We start from the raw sequence: 15,919 nt of genomic DNA on the forward strand, positions 1-15,919 counted from the left end.
CTCGATGTGTAGGACGGCCCCGTCCCCCAGGCGTCCCACTAACCTATTTGCAGCAAGGTGATTTCCATGACGGAACAAGTATCCACAAGCAGGTGCGATTCACCGCTACTTCAGGCATTCGTCGACAATCGACTGATTCTGGTCAAGATTGCAGCCCGCATTACCGGCTGCCGGTCGCGCGCCGAGGATGTGGTGCAGGATGCGTTTTTCCGACTGCAATCGGCGCCACCGATCACGTCGTCGATCAAGGCCCAATTGAGTTATCTGTTCCAGATCGTGCGTAACCTCGCCATCGATCACTACCGCAAACAGGCGCTGGAACAGAAGTACTCCGGCCCTGAAGAGGAAGGGCTGAACGTGGTCATTCAGGGTGCTTCGCCGGAAACCTCGCACATCAATTTCTCGACCCTGGAAAACATCGCCGATGCGCTGACCGAGCTGCCCAGCCGCACCCGCTATGCGTTCGAGATGTACCGTCTGCACGGCGTGCCGCAAAAGGACATCGCCAAGGAACTGGGCGTCTCGCCGACCCTGGTCAACTTCATGATTCGTGATGCGCTGGTGCACTGCCGCAAGGTCTCGGGCAGCCGTCGGGATGCGGTGGCTGTGGGTCGTCGCTAAGCAGCAGAATTTGCAGCGCCTTCAATCGCTGGCAGGCTAGCTCCCACAGGGGTTTTGTGAACGGCACAAATCCAATGTGTGCGAGCTTGCTCGCGAAGGCGGACTTGAGACCGCAACGGATCCCAAGCCCGATCACCTCACGCCAGCTTGCACCGATCAAAAAACCGCTCACGCCCCAGAATCATCAGCGCCGCGCGCTTGTGCGGGAAGTCGAACTCCTTCTCGCAGTGGAAGCACTGATTGTGCATATGGCCGATCATCTTCGCGTTGTCGGCACGCGGCTCGGCGACCACACGCTGAGTGCGCGGATCATCGAGAAACAAGTAATGCACCAGCGCCGATAACCAACTCGCCACTTTGTGCGGCCCGCGGTGATCCTCTTCGCCGACCAGCATGTGAATCCCGCGGTCGTAATTGTCGGCATCGTAGAACGGCGCGATGCGATCTTCCTTGGCCCAATAGGCCTCAAAATAGGCAAACGGCTGATCATCGAAACAGCCAATCAACGTCAGCGTGTGCGGATCGGCATCGAGCTTGCTCAGGTACTCGCGGTGTTGCTCGAGGCTGCCCTCCTCCTGCCAGAAACTGGCCACGCGCGGGTTGTTCTGCCAGCGATTGAAGCGCGCCAGGTCCTCTTCGATCTCCAACGTGCGCAGGGAAATCCACGCGCCAAGGCGCGCATCAAAACGTCGATAGACCTCACCGCGTGGTTTCACCGGACGCAGCGGATGGCGCTTGCCTTGGCTGATGACCATTTGCTGCGGGTAGCTGCCGGTCAGCGAAGTGCCCAGCCACGGTTGTGGCAGTTGCCAGAACAGCGTGCGTTCACAGCGATATTCGCCGGCCACTTCGGTGTTCACCAACAAACCACTGAGCAAGGCTTCGGTCGGCGGCTGATCCAGTTGCCAGGTCAGTTGCTGACACTCAGGATCGCGGGCGAACAGCCAATAACAGGCCGCCCACAGCGCTTGCCCCGGCGGCAGGGCAAAACGCTCATCGATCTGAATCGGCCCCCTGGCTTCTCGATCAAGGCGCAGGCGGATCAGCGGTTGGCCGTCCAGGCTCAGGCTCAGGCGGCTTTCAGTTGCATCAGCGATCAGTTGACTGCCTGAAGGCAATGCCAGGGCAGTCAGGTCATTCAGATTGGACATGGGGCGGGCTCACGATAATCGTCGACAGTTCAACGAAGTGACGTGATCCGGGAGGGGAAATTTAGCTTCGGCTGCAAATCAGTGGCTCAGTGGTGAGGCACCGGCACCACGGCAATCTTGTACGGATCGAAAATCTTCAGCATCTGGCCATTGTCACGCAAACCCTGCAGCAACTTGCCGAACGCTTCGCCGCTGATCGGTGCAGTCGGACGCAGAATGGCGTAGTGGTGATAAACCTGATCGATGCGCTGCGACACCAGCAACTCGTCACGCACCTTCTCGTTGCGCAGCAGGTAGTCGAACAGGTAAGAACGGGTCACCAGTGCAATATCAGCGCGCCCGCGCAGGACCATCAGCAGGTTGCTGTCGTGGGAATAGGTCAGGGTCGCGCTGAAGTTCTGCGCGAGGAATTTCGGGTCGGCATTGAAGTTGGCAAATTCATAGTGATAACCGCTGAACAACGCCAGACGCTTGCCGGTGAGATCGGCGAAATAGTTTTGCTGGCGACCGTCTTCACGCTGCGCGACGAAAATCTCCGCGTCCTCGAGGCCCATGTCGACATCTGTGTGCGGGATATCCTTCCAGCCCCACTCCGGGTTTTCGAAGATCGCCATGTCGATCCGGCCTTGTTTGAAATCACCGAAACGCCGGGGAATCGAGGTCGGCACAAGGACAAATTGATAATCGCTTTGCAGTTGGTTCAAGGCTTCGACCAATTGCGGCAACAGACCGGTGTCGGCACCGTTTTCCGGGCGAATGGTATAGGGCGGAAAATGCGCCGCGCCGACCCGAACCAATTGCGCTGCCTGAGCGGGCAATACCCAAAATGCAGCCAGCGCTGCGAGCATAAGCCCCGCGGCCGTCCGGATTGGCAAAGACTTCAAAACACCCCACTCCCCGAAAAAATACCGTTCAATGCATTCAAGCTAGGCGGTTTCGCCCAGTTAGCCAGTTTCCCGGCCGGATAGAAAGTCGCTCAACGCTCTTCGAGGACCAGAATCAACGCCTCGTCCGCCAACTGATCGAGGCTCAAACTGCCGCCCGCACGGAACCAGGTGGTGGTCCAGGACAGTGCCCCGGTGAGGAAACGTCGAGTAATAAATACATCACCGCGGATAAATCCGGCGTCCTTCGCTTCGCCCAGCACTTGCAGCCAAAGATCTTCGTAGACATCGCGCAAGGCAAGCACCTTGGCCTGGCCGTCTTCGGACAACGAGCGCCACTCGTAGACCAGCACCGCCATCGCCTCCCCGCTGCCGCCCATGATCGATTGCAATTCACAGCGGATCAGCGCCAACACGCGCTCACGCACATTATTGGCGTCGGCAAGTGCCGCACGCATCAACGCCGTGTTGTAGCGAATGGTTTCTTCCATCACCGCACGGAGAATTTCATCCTTGCTTTTGAAGTGATGAAAAATGCTCCCCGACTGGATGCCGACCGCACCGGCCAGATCGCGCACCGTGGTGCGTTCATAGCCTTTGTTACGGAACAAGTGAGCCGCCACTTGCAGCAGTTTGCCGCGGGCGCTGTCCGGGTCGGTCAACTGGCCTTGATCGACCAATTCGCGCATGACCCTCAGGGCTTTTTGCTCGTCCACCCGTTCTCTCCTACAGTCGATCAGTCTGTTGCCCCCTGAAACCGCAGGGTTGCGCGCAATTTAAGCCGCCAACGACGACCAAGCAAGCGCTTGGGCAGAAGATAGTTTCAGCTGTTTACAAACCAAGCGCTTGCTTGGTAGCCTCCAGACACTTCTGTCGCAGGTTGCCGAGCCGGAGATAAAAAATGCCAACCACCGTCCGCATCGGATGCGCCAGCGCATTCTGGGGTGACACCTCGACCGCCGCCGCGCAGTTAGTGGAAGGCGGCCAACTGGATTATCTGGTGTTCGATTACCTCGCCGAGATCACGATGTCGATCATGGCCGGCGCCCGCATGAAGGACCCGCAGGGCGGATTCGCCAGCGATTTCATCGACGTGCTGACACCGCTGCTGCCACAGTTGTCCGAACAAAAAATCCGCGTGATCAGCAATGCCGGCGGGATCAATCCGCACGCTTGCGCCAGCGCGTTGCAAGCGGCCTGCGACAAGGCCGGCGTCGAGCTGAAAATCGCCGTGCTGCTCGGCGATGACCTGCAACCACAATTCAAACGACTCAGCGGCATCACCGAAATGTTCAGCGGCGCCCCACTGCCGCCGATGTGCGTGTCGACCAACGCCTATCTCGGCGCCCCCGGCATCGTCGAAGCCTTGCGCCTGGGCGCCGACATTGTCATCACCGGGCGCGTGGTCGACAGCGCCGTGGTCAGCGCCGCGCTGGTGCACGAATTCGGCTGGTCGTGGCACGACTACGACAAACTCGCCCAGGCCGCACTGGCCGGGCACATCATCGAATGCGGCGCACAATGCACCGGCGGCAACTTCACCGATTGGCGTGACGTGCCGGATTACGAACACATCGGTTTCCCCATCGTTGAAGTCAGCGCCGACGGCCAGTTCATCGTCAGCAAGCCCGAGGGCTCCGGCGGTCTGGTCACGCCACTGACCGTCGGCGAGCAGATGCTTTACGAAATTGGTGATCCGCAAGCGTATCTATTGCCCGACGTGATCTGTGATTTCACCGAGGTCAAACTTCAACAACAAGGTAAAAACGTTGTGCATGTCCACGGCGCCAAAGGCCTGCCGCCGACTGACAAATACAAAGTCAGCGCGACTTACCCGGATGGCTTTCGCTGCACCGCCAGTTGTCTGATCGCCGGCATCGATGCGGTGGACAAGGCGCGGCGTGTCAGTCAGGCGATCATCGACAAGACGGCGCAGATGTTCAGCCAGCGCGGCTGGGCGCCCTACAGCGAAACCCACATCGAACTGCTCGGCAGTGAAGCCACCTACGGCCCGCACGGGCAGCGTCGCGACAGCCGTGAAGTGGTGATCAAGATCGCCGTGCGTCATTCGAGCAAACAGGCGCTGGTGCTGTTCTCCCGGGAAATCGCTCAGGCCGCGACCGGCATGGCGCCGGGCTTGACCGGCATCGTCGGTGGCCGGCCAACCGTGTACCCGCTGATCCGCCTGTTCTCGTTCCTGATCGATAAAAGCGCCTGCACCTTGCAGGTTGATCTGGCCGGTGCACGCCATCCTTGCGCCCTGCCTTCATTGGCAGCGCTGGACAGCAAAGATTTGCCGATTGCCCAGCAACCACCCAAGCCTCAGGGGCGCGCCGATGCCAGTGTTGCCTTGGTGAAACTGGCCGTGGCGCGCTCCGGTGACAAGGGCAACCACAGCAACATCGGCGTGCTGCCGCGCAAGCCCGAATACCTGCCATGGATCGCCGAAGCACTGACCCCGGCCGTGATCGTCGACTGGATGAGTCACGTGCTCGACCCGATCCACGGCCGGGTCGAACGCTGGTATCTGCCCGGCACCGACAGCCTGAATTTTCTCCTGGAAAACGCCCTCGGCGGCGGCGGTGTCGCCAGTCTGCGCATCGACCCGCAAGGCAAGGCCTTCGCGCAACAATTGCTGGAAATCCAGATCCCGGTGCCGCAAAGCATCGCCGAACAGCTCGACTAGAGGATGGTTTGCATGGCTTACGCGTCGATTTTCAACGCCGATCTGTTCAGCGGCCAGACCCTCATCGTCACCGGCGGTGGCAGCGGCATTGGCCGTTGCACCGCGCATGAACTGGCAGCACTCGGCGCCAAGGTGCTGCTGGTCGGGCGCAAGCCGGAGAAACTCGAAAAGGTCGCCGCCGAAATTGCCGAGGACGGTGGCCGCGCGCACTGGCAGGCCTGCGATATCCGCGATGAAGAAGCGGTGAAGCAACTGGTCAAGGCGCTGATCGCTGAGCACGGGCCGATCCACGGTCTGGTCAACAATGCCGGCGGCCAGTACCCGTCGCCCCTGGCCTCGATCAATCAGAAAGGCTTCGAAACCGTGCTGCGCACCAACCTTGTGGGCGGTTTCCTGATGGCGCGCGAAGTGTTCAATCAGTCAATGAGCAAACACGGCGGCAACATCGTCAACATGCTCGCCGACATGTGGGGCGGCATGCCCGGCATGGGCCACTCGGGCGCGGCGCGAGCGGGCATGGACAACTTCACCAAAACCGCCGCGTTCGAGTGGGGTTATGCCGGGGTGCGGGTCAACGCGGTGGCGCCGGGCTGGATTGCTTCCAGCGGCATGGACACTTACGAAGGCGCGTTCAAAGCGGTGATTCCGACCCTGCGCGAGCATGTGCCACTCAAGCGCATCGGTACCGAATCGGAAGTCAGCGCAGCGATTGTGTTTCTGCTCAGCCCGGCGGCAGCATTTATCAGCGGTAGCACATTGAAAATCGATGGCGCGGCCAGCCTCGGCAGTCGTGCGTGGCCGTTGCACAAAGCGACGCACAGCGAGTCGTTCAATGGTTTTCACCGGGCCTACCTTCCAGATGTCCTCAAGGACAAGGAGTAAGCCATGCCGCAGATCCACTCCCAACTTGACCCGCACAGCGAAGCGTTTGCCCGCAACCGTGCGGCGATGCTTGCGGCCATCGAGCAGGTGCAGCAACTCGAACAGAACCTGCTGAACAAGGCTGCCGAAGCCAAAGCCAAATTCGACAAACGCGGGCAACTGTTGCCCCGCGAACGCCTCAATCTGTTACTTGATCCCGGCGCGCCGTTTCTCGAACTGGCCAGCCTTGCCGGTTACAAATTGCACGACGACAAGGACGGCAGCGCGGCCGGTGGCGGGCTGATTGCCGGTATCGGTTATGTGTCCGGCATTCGCGCGCTGGTGGTGGCCAACAACAGTGCGATCAAGGGCGGCACCATCTCGCCAAGCGGCCTGAAAAAATCCCTGCGCCTGCAACAGATCGCCCAGGAAAACAAACTTCCGGTGATTACCCTCGCGGAGAGCGGCGGCGCCAACCTCAATTACGCGGCGGAGATTTTCGTCGAAGGTGCGCGCAGTTTTGCCAATCAGGCGCGCATGTCGGCAATGGGCTTGCCGCAGATCACCGTGGTGCACGGCTCGGCCACGGCGGGCGGCGCGTATCAACCGGGGCTGTCGGATTACGTGGTGGTGGTGCGCGGCAAGGCCAAGCTGTTTCTCGCCGGCCCGCCGTTGCTCAAAGCGGCGACCGGCGAAGTCGCCACCGATGAAGAACTCGGTGGCGCCGAGATGCACGCGCAGGTCGCCGGGACGGCTGAATACCTGGCGGAAAACGATGCCGATGGCGTACGCCAAGTGCGTGAAATCCTCCGCATGCTGCCGTGGAACGAGCAACTGCCATGGCTGCCGGAACCGCAATACAAAGAACCGCTCTACCCGATCGAAGAACTGCTCGGGTTGATCCCCGACGATCCGAAAAAGCCTTACGACGTGCGCGAAATCATCGCGCGGATTGCCGACGAATCGTGCTTTCTCGAATTCAAGGGCGAGTTCGATCAACAAACCCTCTGTGGCCAATTGAAGATTCAGGGCCGCGCCTGCGGCTTCATCGGCAACAACGGTCCGATCACGCCGAACGGTGCGAGCAAAGCCGCGCAGTTCATTCAGTTGTGCGATCAGAGCCAGACGCCGCTGCTGTTTTTTCACAACACCACCGGCTTCATGGTCGGCACCGAATCGGAACAGCAAGGCGTGATCAAACACGGTTCGAAACTGATTCAAGCGGTGGCCAACGCGCGGGTGCCTAAACTGACGATTGTCGTCGGCGGCTCCTACGGTGCCGGCAACTATGCGATGTGCGGGCGTGGACTCGACCCGCGCTTCATTTTTGCCTGGCCCAATAGCCGCACCGCAGTGATGGGCGGCGCGCAGGCCGGCAAGGTGCTGCGCATCGTCACCGAAGCCAAGCAGCTCAAGGACGGTTTGACGCCGGACCCGAAGATGCTCGACATGCTCGAACAGGTCACCGCGCAGAAACTCGACAGCCAGTCCACCGCGCTCTACGGCAGTGCCAACCTGTGGGATGACGGGCTGATCGATCCACGCGACACCCGCACCCTGCTCGGCTACTTGCTGGACATTTGCCACGAAGCCGACATTCGCACGCTGCAACCCAACAGCTTCGGCGTCAGCCGGTTCTGACCGCCACGGACCTTACGGAGAACAATAACAATGATCTTCACCCCGGAACACGAAGCGCTGCGCCGCACTGTCCGTCAGTTCGTCGAACATGAGATCAATCCGCACGTCGACGAATGGGAAAAGGCTGGGCGCTTTCCCATCCACGAGATTTTCCGCAAGGCCGGCGACCTCGGTTTGCTTGGTATTTCCAAACCGGAAAAGTTCGGCGGCATGGGTCTGGATTACAGCTATTCGATTGTCGCCGCCGAAGAGTTCGGCACCATTCACTGCGGCGGCATTCCGATGTCCATCGGCGTGCAGACCGACATGTGCACGCCTGCCCTCGCCCGCTTCGGCTCCGACGAACTACGCGAAGAATTCCTGCGCCCGGCGATCAGCGGTGAGCAGGTCGGCTGTATCGGCGTCTCTGAAGTCGGTGCCGGCTCCGACGTCGCCGGGTTGAAAACCACCGCGCGCAAGGATGGTGACGACTACGTGATCAATGGCAGCAAGATGTGGATCACCAATTCACCAAGTGCCGATTTCATCTGCTTGCTGGCCAACACTTCCGACGACAAACCGCACATCAACAAATCGCTGATCATGGTGCCGATGAACACGCCGGGGATCAGCCTCAGTTCGCATCTGGACAAGCTCGGCATGCGCAGCTCGGAAACCGCCCAGGTGTTTTTCGACAACGTGCGTGTACCGCAGCGCAACCGCATCGGCCACGAAGGCGCCGGATTCATGATGCAGATGCTGCAGTTTCAGGAAGAACGTCTGTTCGGCGCGGCGAACATGATCAAAGGTCTCGAATACTGCGTCGACAGCACCATCGAGTACTGCAAGGAGCGCAAGACCTTCGGCAATGCGCTGATCGACAATCAGGTGATCCACTTCCGCCTCGCCGAATTGCAGACCGAAATCGAATGCCTGCGCGCGCTGGTTTATCAGGCTACCGAGCAATATGTGAAAGGTCAGGACGTCACGCGGCTGGCGTCGATGGCCAAGCTCAAGGCCGGGCGCCTCGGCCGCGAAGTCAGCGACAGTTGCCTGCAATATTGGGGCGGCATGGGTTTCATGTGGGACAACCCGGTGGCCCGCGCCTATCGCGATGTGCGGCTGGTGTCGATAGGCGGCGGCGCCGACGAAATCATGCTGGGGATCATCTGCAAACTGATGGGCATTCTGCCGGGGAAAAAGAAATGAGCAGCCTGCCGGAATGCCAGACGCTATTGCTGGAACTGCATGGCGGCGTGCTGCACATCACTCTCAATCGGCCAGACAGCCGCAATGCGATGAGCCTGCAAATGGTCAGCGAATTGCGCGCTGTACTGGCGGCCGTACGCGATGACCGCCGTGTTCGGGCCTTGGTGCTCAGCGGCAGCGGTGGGCATTTCTGTGCCGGTGGCGACATCAAGGACATGGCCAATGCGCGCGCTCAGGGCGTCGAGGCGTACCGTGATTTGAATCGCGCATTCGGCGCTCTGCTGGAACAAGCACAGCATGCGCCGCAAGTGCTGATCACCGTGCTGCAGGGCGCGGTGCTCGGCGGTGGTTTCGGCTTGGCGTGTGTCAGCGATATCGCAATTGCCGACCATCAGGCGCAATTCGGCTTGCCGGAAACCAGCCTCGGTTTGCTGCCGGCACAAATCGCGCCGTTTGTGGTGCAGCGCATTGGTCTGACCGAGGCGCGGCGCCTGGCGCTGACCGCTGCGCGTTTTGACGGCCATCAGGCACGCCGTCTGGGGCTGGTGCATTTTGTCGAAGAGGATGCGCAGGCACTCGCCGAGCGTCTGGATGAGGTGCTGCAACATGTGCTGTGTTGTGCACCGGAAGCGAATGCGATGACCAAGCAATTGTTGCTGGCGAGTGCGGGGCAGCCTACGGGTGAGTTGCTTGATCAAGCGGCGCAGTGGTTCAGCGAAGCGATCACGGGAGAAGAAGGGATCGAGGGCACCATGGCATTCATGCAAAAACGAAAACCTGGATGGGCCTCTTAGAAGCTTCGCGAGCAAGCTCGCTCCCACATTGGATCTGCATCGCTCACAAATCCCTGTGGGAGCGAGCTTGCTCGCGAAGAGGCCAGCACATGCAACGCAACTTCCGAGGAAACAGCCCATGCCCACCCTGCAGAAAATCCTGATCGCCAACCGCGGTGAAATCGCCTGCCGCATCCAGCGCACCGCCCAGGCCTTGGGTTACCGCACCGTTGCCGTTTACAGCGACGCCGACGCCGATGCCCTGCACGTTCAAATGGCCGATCAAGCCGTACACATCGGCCCGTCCCCCGTGCAACAGTCCTACCTGAACATCCCGGCAATCCTCGATGCCGCCCGCCGCAGCGGCGCCGATGCGATCCATCCCGGCTACGGTTTTCTCTCGGAAAACGCCGAGTTCGCCCGCGCCTGCCAACAGGCCGGTTTGACCTTCATCGGCCCCAGCGTCGAAGCCATCGAACTGATGGGCAGCAAGCGCCGGTCGAAAATCGCCATGCTCGAAGCCGGGGTGCCGTGCATTGCCGGTTATCAGGGTGCCGAACAGGACGACGCCACCCTGTCGCGTGAGGCCGAACGCATCGGCTACCCGTTGATGATCAAGGCCAGCGCCGGCGGTGGTGGCCGCGGCATGCGCCTGGTGCATAACGCCGCGGATCTGACTGCGCAACTGCGCACCGCCCGTTCTGAAGCACTCAACGGTTTTGGCAGTGACGAACTGATTCTCGAACAGGCCTTGATCGAACCGCGCCATGTCGAAGTGCAGTTGTTCGGCGATCAACACGGCAACCTGATCTATCTCGGCGAGCGCGATTGCTCGGTGCAGCGCCGTCACCAGAAAGTCATCGAGGAAGCGCCCTGCCCGGTGATGACCGCCGAACTACGCCAGGCCATGGGCGAAGCGGCGCTCAAGGCCGGGCGCGCGGTGAACTATGTCGGCGCCGGCACCGTGGAGTTTTTGCTCGACGCGCGCGGGCAGTTTTACTTTCTCGAGATGAATACCCGTCTGCAAGTCGAGCACCCGGTGACCGAACTGATCACCGGTCTGGATCTGGTCGCCTGGCAATTGCGGGTTGCCGAAGGGCAACCGTTGCCGCTGACTCAGGAGCAAGTTCAGCTCGATGGTCATGCCATGGAAGTTCGTCTTTACGCTGAGGATCCGGCGCAGGATTTTCTGCCGCAAACCGGTCGCATCACGGCGTGGGAACCGGCACAGCAACACGGCGCCCGCATCGATCACGGCTTGCGCGAAGGCCAGTCGATCAGCCCGTTCTACGACCCGATGCTGGGCAAGTTGATCGCCCATGGCGCCACCCGTGAGGAAGCCCGGCGCAAACTGTTGCGCGCGGTGCAGGACACGGTGTTGCTGGGCGTGCAGAGCAATCAGCGCTTGCTGGTCAGCCTGTTGCAACATCCGCAGTTCGTCAGTGGCGACTTCAGCACGGCGTTTATCACCCGGCACTTCAGCGATCACTCCTGCCTGCAACGCTACACCCCCGATGCCGAGGAACTGGCCATCGCCGCCGTGCTGTTCTATCAAACCTGCGCTGCCCACCATCGCGCGCCGCTGAGCGGCTGGCGCAACAACGCCAGTGTCCCGCTGCATTATCGCCTTGGCCGCGACGAACAAAATTGGGCAGTGCAACTGCTCGCTGAGCCGCAAGGGGTGTTCAACGTGCAAATAGCCGAGCGCACGCTGAAATTGAAACTCATCGATCACGACGCCCATTCGCTGACACTGGAAATCGACGGCTTGCGCCAACGTCACGCCTATCACCTGGAGGCCGAGCAACTCTGGCTGTTCACCCACCCCGGCAGCCTGCGCCTGGAGGATCGAACTCACGCCGTGATCGAGAGTCTCAGCAGCGTCAGTTCCGGCACCTTGAAAGCACCGATGGACGGCGCCATTGTCGACGTACTGGTCAGCGAAGGCAGCCCGGTCAGCAAAGGTCAGTTGCTGGTGGTACTGGAGGCAATGAAAATGGAGCACCCGCTCAAGGCCGGCATCGACGGCGTGCTCAAGCGGGTGCAGGTCAAGGTCGGCGATCAGGTAAAAAATCGTCAGGTTCTGTTGCAGGTCGAGTAGTCAGCCGGGCGCAAACGCAGGCTTTGACTACGCTCTGAATAATCAGGACGCGGAAATCAGGAACCCTGCGATGCCACACTGGCTGGTCATAGATCTGGAAGCCACCACCGATGAGGGTGGCTGGCCGGTCACCGAAATGGAAATTATCGAGATCGGCGCCTCGCTGGTCGATCGTGCCGGGCGCGAACAGGATCACTTTCAGCGCTTCGTCAAACCGACGCGACGGCCGTTGCTCACGCCATTTTGCCGCGAACTCACGCACATCACTCAAGCCAATATCGATGTGGCGCAGCCCTTGAACGAGGTCTGGCCGGCGTTCGAACGCTGGCTCGCGCAGCATCAGCCGCGTCTCGAAGGCTGGGCCAGTTGGGGCGATTACGATCGCAAGCAATTGCTTCAGGAATGGCAGCGTCTGCACATTGACAGTGGCTTGAGCCGGGTGCCGCACATGAACCTCAAACAGCGCTTCGCCAAGGCCCGGCGACTGGAGCGGCCGCTGGGGCTCAACGGCGCACTGCAACTGGCCGGCATGCAGTTCAGTGGCCAGCAACACCGGGCGCTGGAAGATGCGCGCAATACCGCGCGGCTGTTGCCGTTGGTATTGCCACTCTAAGGTCAATTCGAGAACTCACTGGACAGGCGTCGGGCAGGTGACGGCGCCAAACGCCTTGTGCATACTGGCCGCCTCCAATTTTTAGCCCTTTTCGAGGAATCGCCCATGTTTAAAGTCAACGAGTACTTCGACGGCACCGTCAAGTCGATCGCCTTTGGCACCGCTGAAGGTCCGGCGACCATCGGCGTCATGGCCCCGGGCGAATACGAATTCGGCACCAGCCAGCGTGAAATCATGCACGTGGTTTCCGGCGCACTGACCGTCAAACTGCCAGACAGCAGCGACTGGGAAACCTTCGCCGCCGGCAGCCAGTTCAATGTCCCGGCCAACAGCAAGTTTCAGCTGAAAGTCGCCGTCGACACCGCTTATCTGTGCGAATACCGCGGCTAAATACACGGTTCGCCCCGAAAGAAGCTGTACAGCACCCATAAAAATGCCCGTGTCCAAGGACACGGGCATTTTTTGTTGCAGAGCGGCTTACTCGAGAATCTCCACCGGCATCCCGACTTCAAGCCGACCGTTACTGTCGTTGACCAGGTTCTGCCCGAACATCGCGCCATCGGCTTCGGCGCGGTACTTCTGCAAGGTTGCCAGCGGTTCCCGATCGGCGCTGCGTTGACCGGTTTGCGGGTCGATCGTGGTGAGGATGCAGCGCGAACACGACTTGACCACGCGGAACTCGATGTCGCCGATGCGGATGCGTTTCCAGCCATCCTCGGCATAGGCCTCACTGCCCTCGATCACCAGATTCGGGCGGAAACGCAGCATTTCCAACGGCCGCCCGACTCTCTGCGAAAGGTCCTGCAGCGATGCCTCGCCGATCAACAACAGTGGAAATCCGTCGGCGAACGCGACCTGATCATCATCCTTGCCAAAACCCGCTTGCGTGGTGCGAGCACGATCGAGTGGCACTTGCACCAGACGGGTCGGTTTGCCGATGAACTCGCTGACCCAACGCGCCGCCTCGTCGCCAGCATCCGGCACACGCAAGGTGTCGCGCCAGATGGTCACGCCACGCAGTTCGGCGTCGTTGCCCGGCAAGGCGATTTCGATGGCGGATTGCTCTGGCGCACTGAGGGTCAGACCGCCCTGCGCATTCCACAATGCCGACAGCTGACTCATCTTCGCTTCGGCGCGTTGCGTCAGAAACCGGCCGCTGGCCTCGTCCACGAGCATCCAGCGTCGGTCGCCGTCGAGCCCCAGCTTGTCGAGGTCAACGCTTTGCAGCACATCGACTTTGCCGGATTTCAACGGGTAACGATAAAGCGCGCTCAGACGCAGCATGGCCAGCTCCCTGGAGGATAAAAACGCCACCCTATACGAGCTTTATCCGCGAATCAAAGGAGTTTGTGCGCTGCAAACCTTGTGGGAGCGAGCTTGCTCGCGAAAGCGGAAATTCATTCAACACATGTGTCGACATGGAATCCGCCTTCTCGAGCAAGCTCGCTCCCACAGGTGGCTGAAGCGTTAGGATCAGGCCGGGACTTCGTCGAGCATCAAGCGCTGACGCACCACGTCGACCAGTTTGTCCGGCTGGAATTTGGAGAGGAAGTTGTCGCAGCCGACCTTCTTCACCATCGAGTCGTTGAAACTGCCGGATAGTGAGGTGTGCAGCACCACGTACAGACCACGCAAACGCGGGTCGTTACGGATTTCTGTGGTCAGGCGGTAACCGTCCATTTCCGGCATTTCTGCGTCGGTAAAGATCATCAACAACTTGTCGGTCATGTTCACCCCGGTATCCGCCCAGGCTTTGAGCATGTTCAGCGCCTTCAGACCGTCGCTGGCAATGTGCATCTTCACGCCGAGCTGGCCGAGGGTGTCACGCAGTTGCGAAAGGGCCACGTTGGAGTCGTCGACCAGCAACACTTCGCGACCACGGGCGCGTTCCAGCACAGGATCATCAAGCTTGTCGCGCGACACTTTGGCGTTGTACGGGACGATCTCCGCGAGGACTTTCTCGACGTCGATGATTTCCACCAATTGATCGTCGACCTTGCTGATGGCGGTCAGGTAGTGCTGGCGGCCGGCGCTGGTCGGTGGCGGCAGGATCGCTTCCCAGTTCATGTTGACGATGCGGTCCACGCCACCGACCAGGAAAGCCTGTACCGAACGGTTGTACTCAGTGACGATGATGGTGCTGTTCGGGCCCGGCACCAGTGGGCGCATACCGATCGCCTGCGACAAGTCGATCACCGGCAACGTCTGGCCACGCAGATTGACCACGCCGCAGACGAACGGGTGGCGCTGCGGCATCAGGGTCAGCTTCGGCAGTTGCAGCACTTCCTGCACCTTGAAGACGTTGATCGCGAACAATTGCCGCCCGGCCAGTCGAAACATGAGAATTTCCAGGCGATTCTCACCCACTAGTTGCGTGCGTTGGTCTACCGTGTCGAGAATGCCGGCCATCAATGACTCCTGGGCTTGTTCTGATGAATTCACTAAGAGGGGTTATCGGCTGCGAATGGCGAATCTTGATTCCTGCAAAATTCGCCATCAAAATGCCATATCCGGGCATTGATGTCACATTAACATCATGGTTTACTGGACCGGTGATTTTCATCTGCTACATTCTTTACGGCGCGACCTCAGTTCGCACGTTAGGTTCCCGCGCCTAAGGGAATCCCCTAGTAACAATCAGGCCTAACCTGATGTTCGCAATATCCAATAGCCATTAATGTGACGCCATTCTCATTGCATGAACGGAGTCAGGCTATTGTGTGCGATCGCAGGTCAGTGGAAACACATCCTCTCGAAACCCCGGATCTGTGCACCTGCGCAGCGGGGCGCGATCTCGCGTCGGTTCATGACCGTCGGCACACACGGCATTCCCTCATCAGACATGACGTGGTGGAGATAAACATGCCGATCGACCGTAAAGAGTGGACCCAGCGGTTCCCCGAATTTCTTGTCGAGGCTGAAACGCTCCTGGCGAAGTCCGAAGAATGCCTCAGTCATCTGCAATTGATCAGCAATGACAGGGACGCCATCGACTGCATGCTCAGCACGCTGTTGAAACTGGCGAACAGGGCTCAGGCTCTGGCACTGGAGGCGGTTTCCGAGTTTTCCCTGCACATCCACGACCTGCTCAATGGCGCGCAGGCTCATGTCAACCTGCACGAACAGGCGCTGCAAGCGTTGAAAGACTGCTTTACCTTGATCGCCTGGCAACTGGAACTGGTCGACCCGCGGACCGGTCAGCTCAGCCTCGATGAAAGCGAACAGACCGCCCTGATCGAAGCTTTCGCCTTCCAGGTCAGCCAGAGCCCGTTCAAGCCGTCAATGGCAAGCAAACGTTTGCCGCCCCTCAGCTACTCGGAACGGCAGGCCTGACGGCAAGAGCCAGCATCGACGGATCAATATCACGGCATTCATGAATGTCGTAATTGAATAGTTCATA

Annotated in this window: 15 protein-coding genes; 10 read left to right on the forward strand and 5 right to left on the reverse strand. The window is 60.0% G+C overall.

Features of this window, described 5'->3' with window-relative positions:
- Positions 1-66: 66 nt before the first annotated feature.
- Positions 67-621 (forward strand): RNA polymerase factor sigma-70, encoded by a 555-nt coding sequence (locus tag A8O26_RS24050; protein WP_064120208.1) that lies wholly within the window; start codon positions 67-69, stop codon positions 619-621.
- 137 nt (positions 622-758) lie between these two features.
- Here the strand turns inward: A8O26_RS24050 and A8O26_RS24055 are convergent, their stop codons facing one another.
- From A8O26_RS24055 to A8O26_RS24065, 3 genes are all read right to left on the reverse strand, one after another.
- Positions 759-1,772 (reverse strand): GNAT family N-acetyltransferase, encoded by a 1,014-nt coding sequence (locus tag A8O26_RS24055; protein ID WP_064120209.1) that lies wholly within the window; start codon positions 1,770-1,772, stop codon positions 759-761.
- A gap of 86 nt (positions 1,773-1,858) precedes the next feature.
- The gene (locus tag A8O26_RS24060; RefSeq protein ID WP_064120210.1) at positions 1,859-2,656 is read right to left on the reverse strand and encodes a substrate-binding periplasmic protein; all 798 of its coding nucleotides are present in this window, start codon (positions 2,654-2,656) and stop codon (positions 1,859-1,861) included.
- 92 nt (positions 2,657-2,748) lie between these two features.
- Positions 2,749-3,372: a TetR/AcrR family transcriptional regulator gene (locus A8O26_RS24065; protein ID WP_064120211.1), complete on the reverse strand. Its 624-nt coding sequence runs from the start codon at positions 3,370-3,372 to the stop codon at positions 2,749-2,751.
- A gap of 185 nt (positions 3,373-3,557) precedes the next feature.
- Between A8O26_RS24065 and A8O26_RS24070 the strand changes: the two genes are divergently transcribed.
- The 8 genes from A8O26_RS24070 to A8O26_RS24105 all read left to right on the forward strand — a co-directional run bounded on the left by A8O26_RS24070 (position 3,558) and on the right by A8O26_RS24105 (position 12,909).
- Positions 3,558-5,342 (forward strand): acyclic terpene utilization AtuA family protein, encoded by a 1,785-nt coding sequence (locus tag A8O26_RS24070; RefSeq protein WP_064120212.1) that lies wholly within the window; start codon positions 3,558-3,560, stop codon positions 5,340-5,342.
- Between the two features lie 12 nt (positions 5,343-5,354).
- Positions 5,355-6,224 carry an SDR family oxidoreductase gene (locus A8O26_RS24075; RefSeq protein ID WP_064120213.1) on the forward strand — a complete coding sequence of 290 codons (870 nt, stop codon included), beginning with the start codon at positions 5,355-5,357 and terminating at the stop codon, positions 6,222-6,224.
- A gap of 3 nt (positions 6,225-6,227) precedes the next feature.
- Positions 6,228-7,844 carry a geranyl-CoA carboxylase subunit beta gene (gene atuC, locus A8O26_RS24080; protein WP_064120214.1) on the forward strand — a complete coding sequence of 539 codons (1,617 nt, stop codon included), beginning with the start codon at positions 6,228-6,230 and terminating at the stop codon, positions 7,842-7,844.
- 30 nt (positions 7,845-7,874) lie between these two features.
- Positions 7,875-9,032, forward strand: a complete 1,158-nt coding sequence (atuD, locus tag A8O26_RS24085) for a citronellyl-CoA dehydrogenase (RefSeq protein ID WP_064120215.1) — start codon at positions 7,875-7,877, stop codon at positions 9,030-9,032.
- Positions 9,029-9,826 (forward strand): enoyl-CoA hydratase/isomerase family protein, encoded by a 798-nt coding sequence (locus A8O26_RS24090; protein ID WP_064120216.1) that lies wholly within the window; start codon positions 9,029-9,031, stop codon positions 9,824-9,826. The genes atuD and A8O26_RS24090 overlap by 4 nt, the downstream gene beginning before the upstream one ends.
- Positions 9,827-9,944: 118 nt before the next feature.
- Complete coding sequence (locus A8O26_RS24095; RefSeq protein ID WP_064120217.1) at positions 9,945-11,906, forward strand: acetyl/propionyl/methylcrotonyl-CoA carboxylase subunit alpha; 1,962 nt, start codon at positions 9,945-9,947, stop codon at positions 11,904-11,906.
- Between the two features lie 70 nt (positions 11,907-11,976).
- On the forward strand, positions 11,977-12,519 hold the full coding sequence (locus A8O26_RS24100; protein WP_064120218.1) for an exonuclease domain-containing protein: 543 nt from the start codon (positions 11,977-11,979) through the stop codon (positions 12,517-12,519).
- Between the two features lie 105 nt (positions 12,520-12,624).
- The gene (locus tag A8O26_RS24105; RefSeq protein ID WP_007940055.1) at positions 12,625-12,909 is read left to right on the forward strand and encodes a pyrimidine/purine nucleoside phosphorylase; all 285 of its coding nucleotides are present in this window, start codon (positions 12,625-12,627) and stop codon (positions 12,907-12,909) included.
- Positions 12,910-12,996: 87 nt separating this feature from the next.
- Here the strand turns inward: A8O26_RS24105 and A8O26_RS24110 are convergent, their stop codons facing one another.
- Positions 12,997-13,803 (reverse strand): MOSC domain-containing protein, encoded by an 807-nt coding sequence (locus A8O26_RS24110; protein WP_064120219.1) that lies wholly within the window; start codon positions 13,801-13,803, stop codon positions 12,997-12,999.
- A 189-nt stretch (positions 13,804-13,992) separates the two neighbouring features.
- Positions 13,993-14,928, reverse strand: a complete 936-nt coding sequence (locus tag A8O26_RS24115) for a chemotaxis protein CheV (protein ID WP_034155209.1) — start codon at positions 14,926-14,928, stop codon at positions 13,993-13,995.
- Between the two features lie 453 nt (positions 14,929-15,381).
- On the opposite strand from A8O26_RS24115, the gene A8O26_RS24120 reads away from it, so the two are divergent.
- Positions 15,382-15,852 carry a hypothetical protein gene (locus A8O26_RS24120; protein ID WP_064120220.1) on the forward strand — a complete coding sequence of 157 codons (471 nt, stop codon included), beginning with the start codon at positions 15,382-15,384 and terminating at the stop codon, positions 15,850-15,852.
- The last annotated feature ends 67 nt before the right edge of the window (positions 15,853-15,919 follow it).

Source organism: Pseudomonas fluorescens, from assembly GCF_001648775.1.
Lineage (GTDB): Bacteria > Pseudomonadota > Gammaproteobacteria > Pseudomonadales > Pseudomonadaceae > Aquipseudomonas > Aquipseudomonas fluorescens_M.

Coding starts and splice junctions, on each gene's coding strand:
- A8O26_RS24050 (WP_064120208.1), top strand. CDS start 67: ATGACGGAACAAGTATCCACAAGCAGGTGCGATTCACCGCTACTTCAG.
- A8O26_RS24055 (WP_064120209.1), bottom strand. CDS start 1,772: ATGTCCAATCTGAATGACCTGACTGCCCTGGCATTGCCTTCAGGCAGT.
- A8O26_RS24070 (WP_064120212.1), top strand. CDS start 3,558: ATGCCAACCACCGTCCGCATCGGATGCGCCAGCGCATTCTGGGGTGAC.
- A8O26_RS24075 (WP_064120213.1), top strand. CDS start 5,355: ATGGCTTACGCGTCGATTTTCAACGCCGATCTGTTCAGCGGCCAGACC.
- atuC (WP_064120214.1), top strand. CDS start 6,228: ATGCCGCAGATCCACTCCCAACTTGACCCGCACAGCGAAGCGTTTGCC.
- atuD (WP_064120215.1), top strand. CDS start 7,875: ATGATCTTCACCCCGGAACACGAAGCGCTGCGCCGCACTGTCCGTCAG.
- A8O26_RS24090 (WP_064120216.1), top strand. CDS start 9,029: ATGAGCAGCCTGCCGGAATGCCAGACGCTATTGCTGGAACTGCATGGC.
- A8O26_RS24095 (WP_064120217.1), top strand. CDS start 9,945: ATGCCCACCCTGCAGAAAATCCTGATCGCCAACCGCGGTGAAATCGCC.
- A8O26_RS24100 (WP_064120218.1), top strand. CDS start 11,977: ATGCCACACTGGCTGGTCATAGATCTGGAAGCCACCACCGATGAGGGT.
- A8O26_RS24105 (WP_007940055.1), top strand. CDS start 12,625: ATGTTTAAAGTCAACGAGTACTTCGACGGCACCGTCAAGTCGATCGCC.
- A8O26_RS24110 (WP_064120219.1), bottom strand. CDS start 13,803: ATGCTGCGTCTGAGCGCGCTTTATCGTTACCCGTTGAAATCCGGCAAA.
- A8O26_RS24115 (WP_034155209.1), bottom strand. CDS start 14,928: ATGGCCGGCATTCTCGACACGGTAGACCAACGCACGCAACTAGTGGGT.
- A8O26_RS24120 (WP_064120220.1), top strand. CDS start 15,382: ATGCCGATCGACCGTAAAGAGTGGACCCAGCGGTTCCCCGAATTTCTT.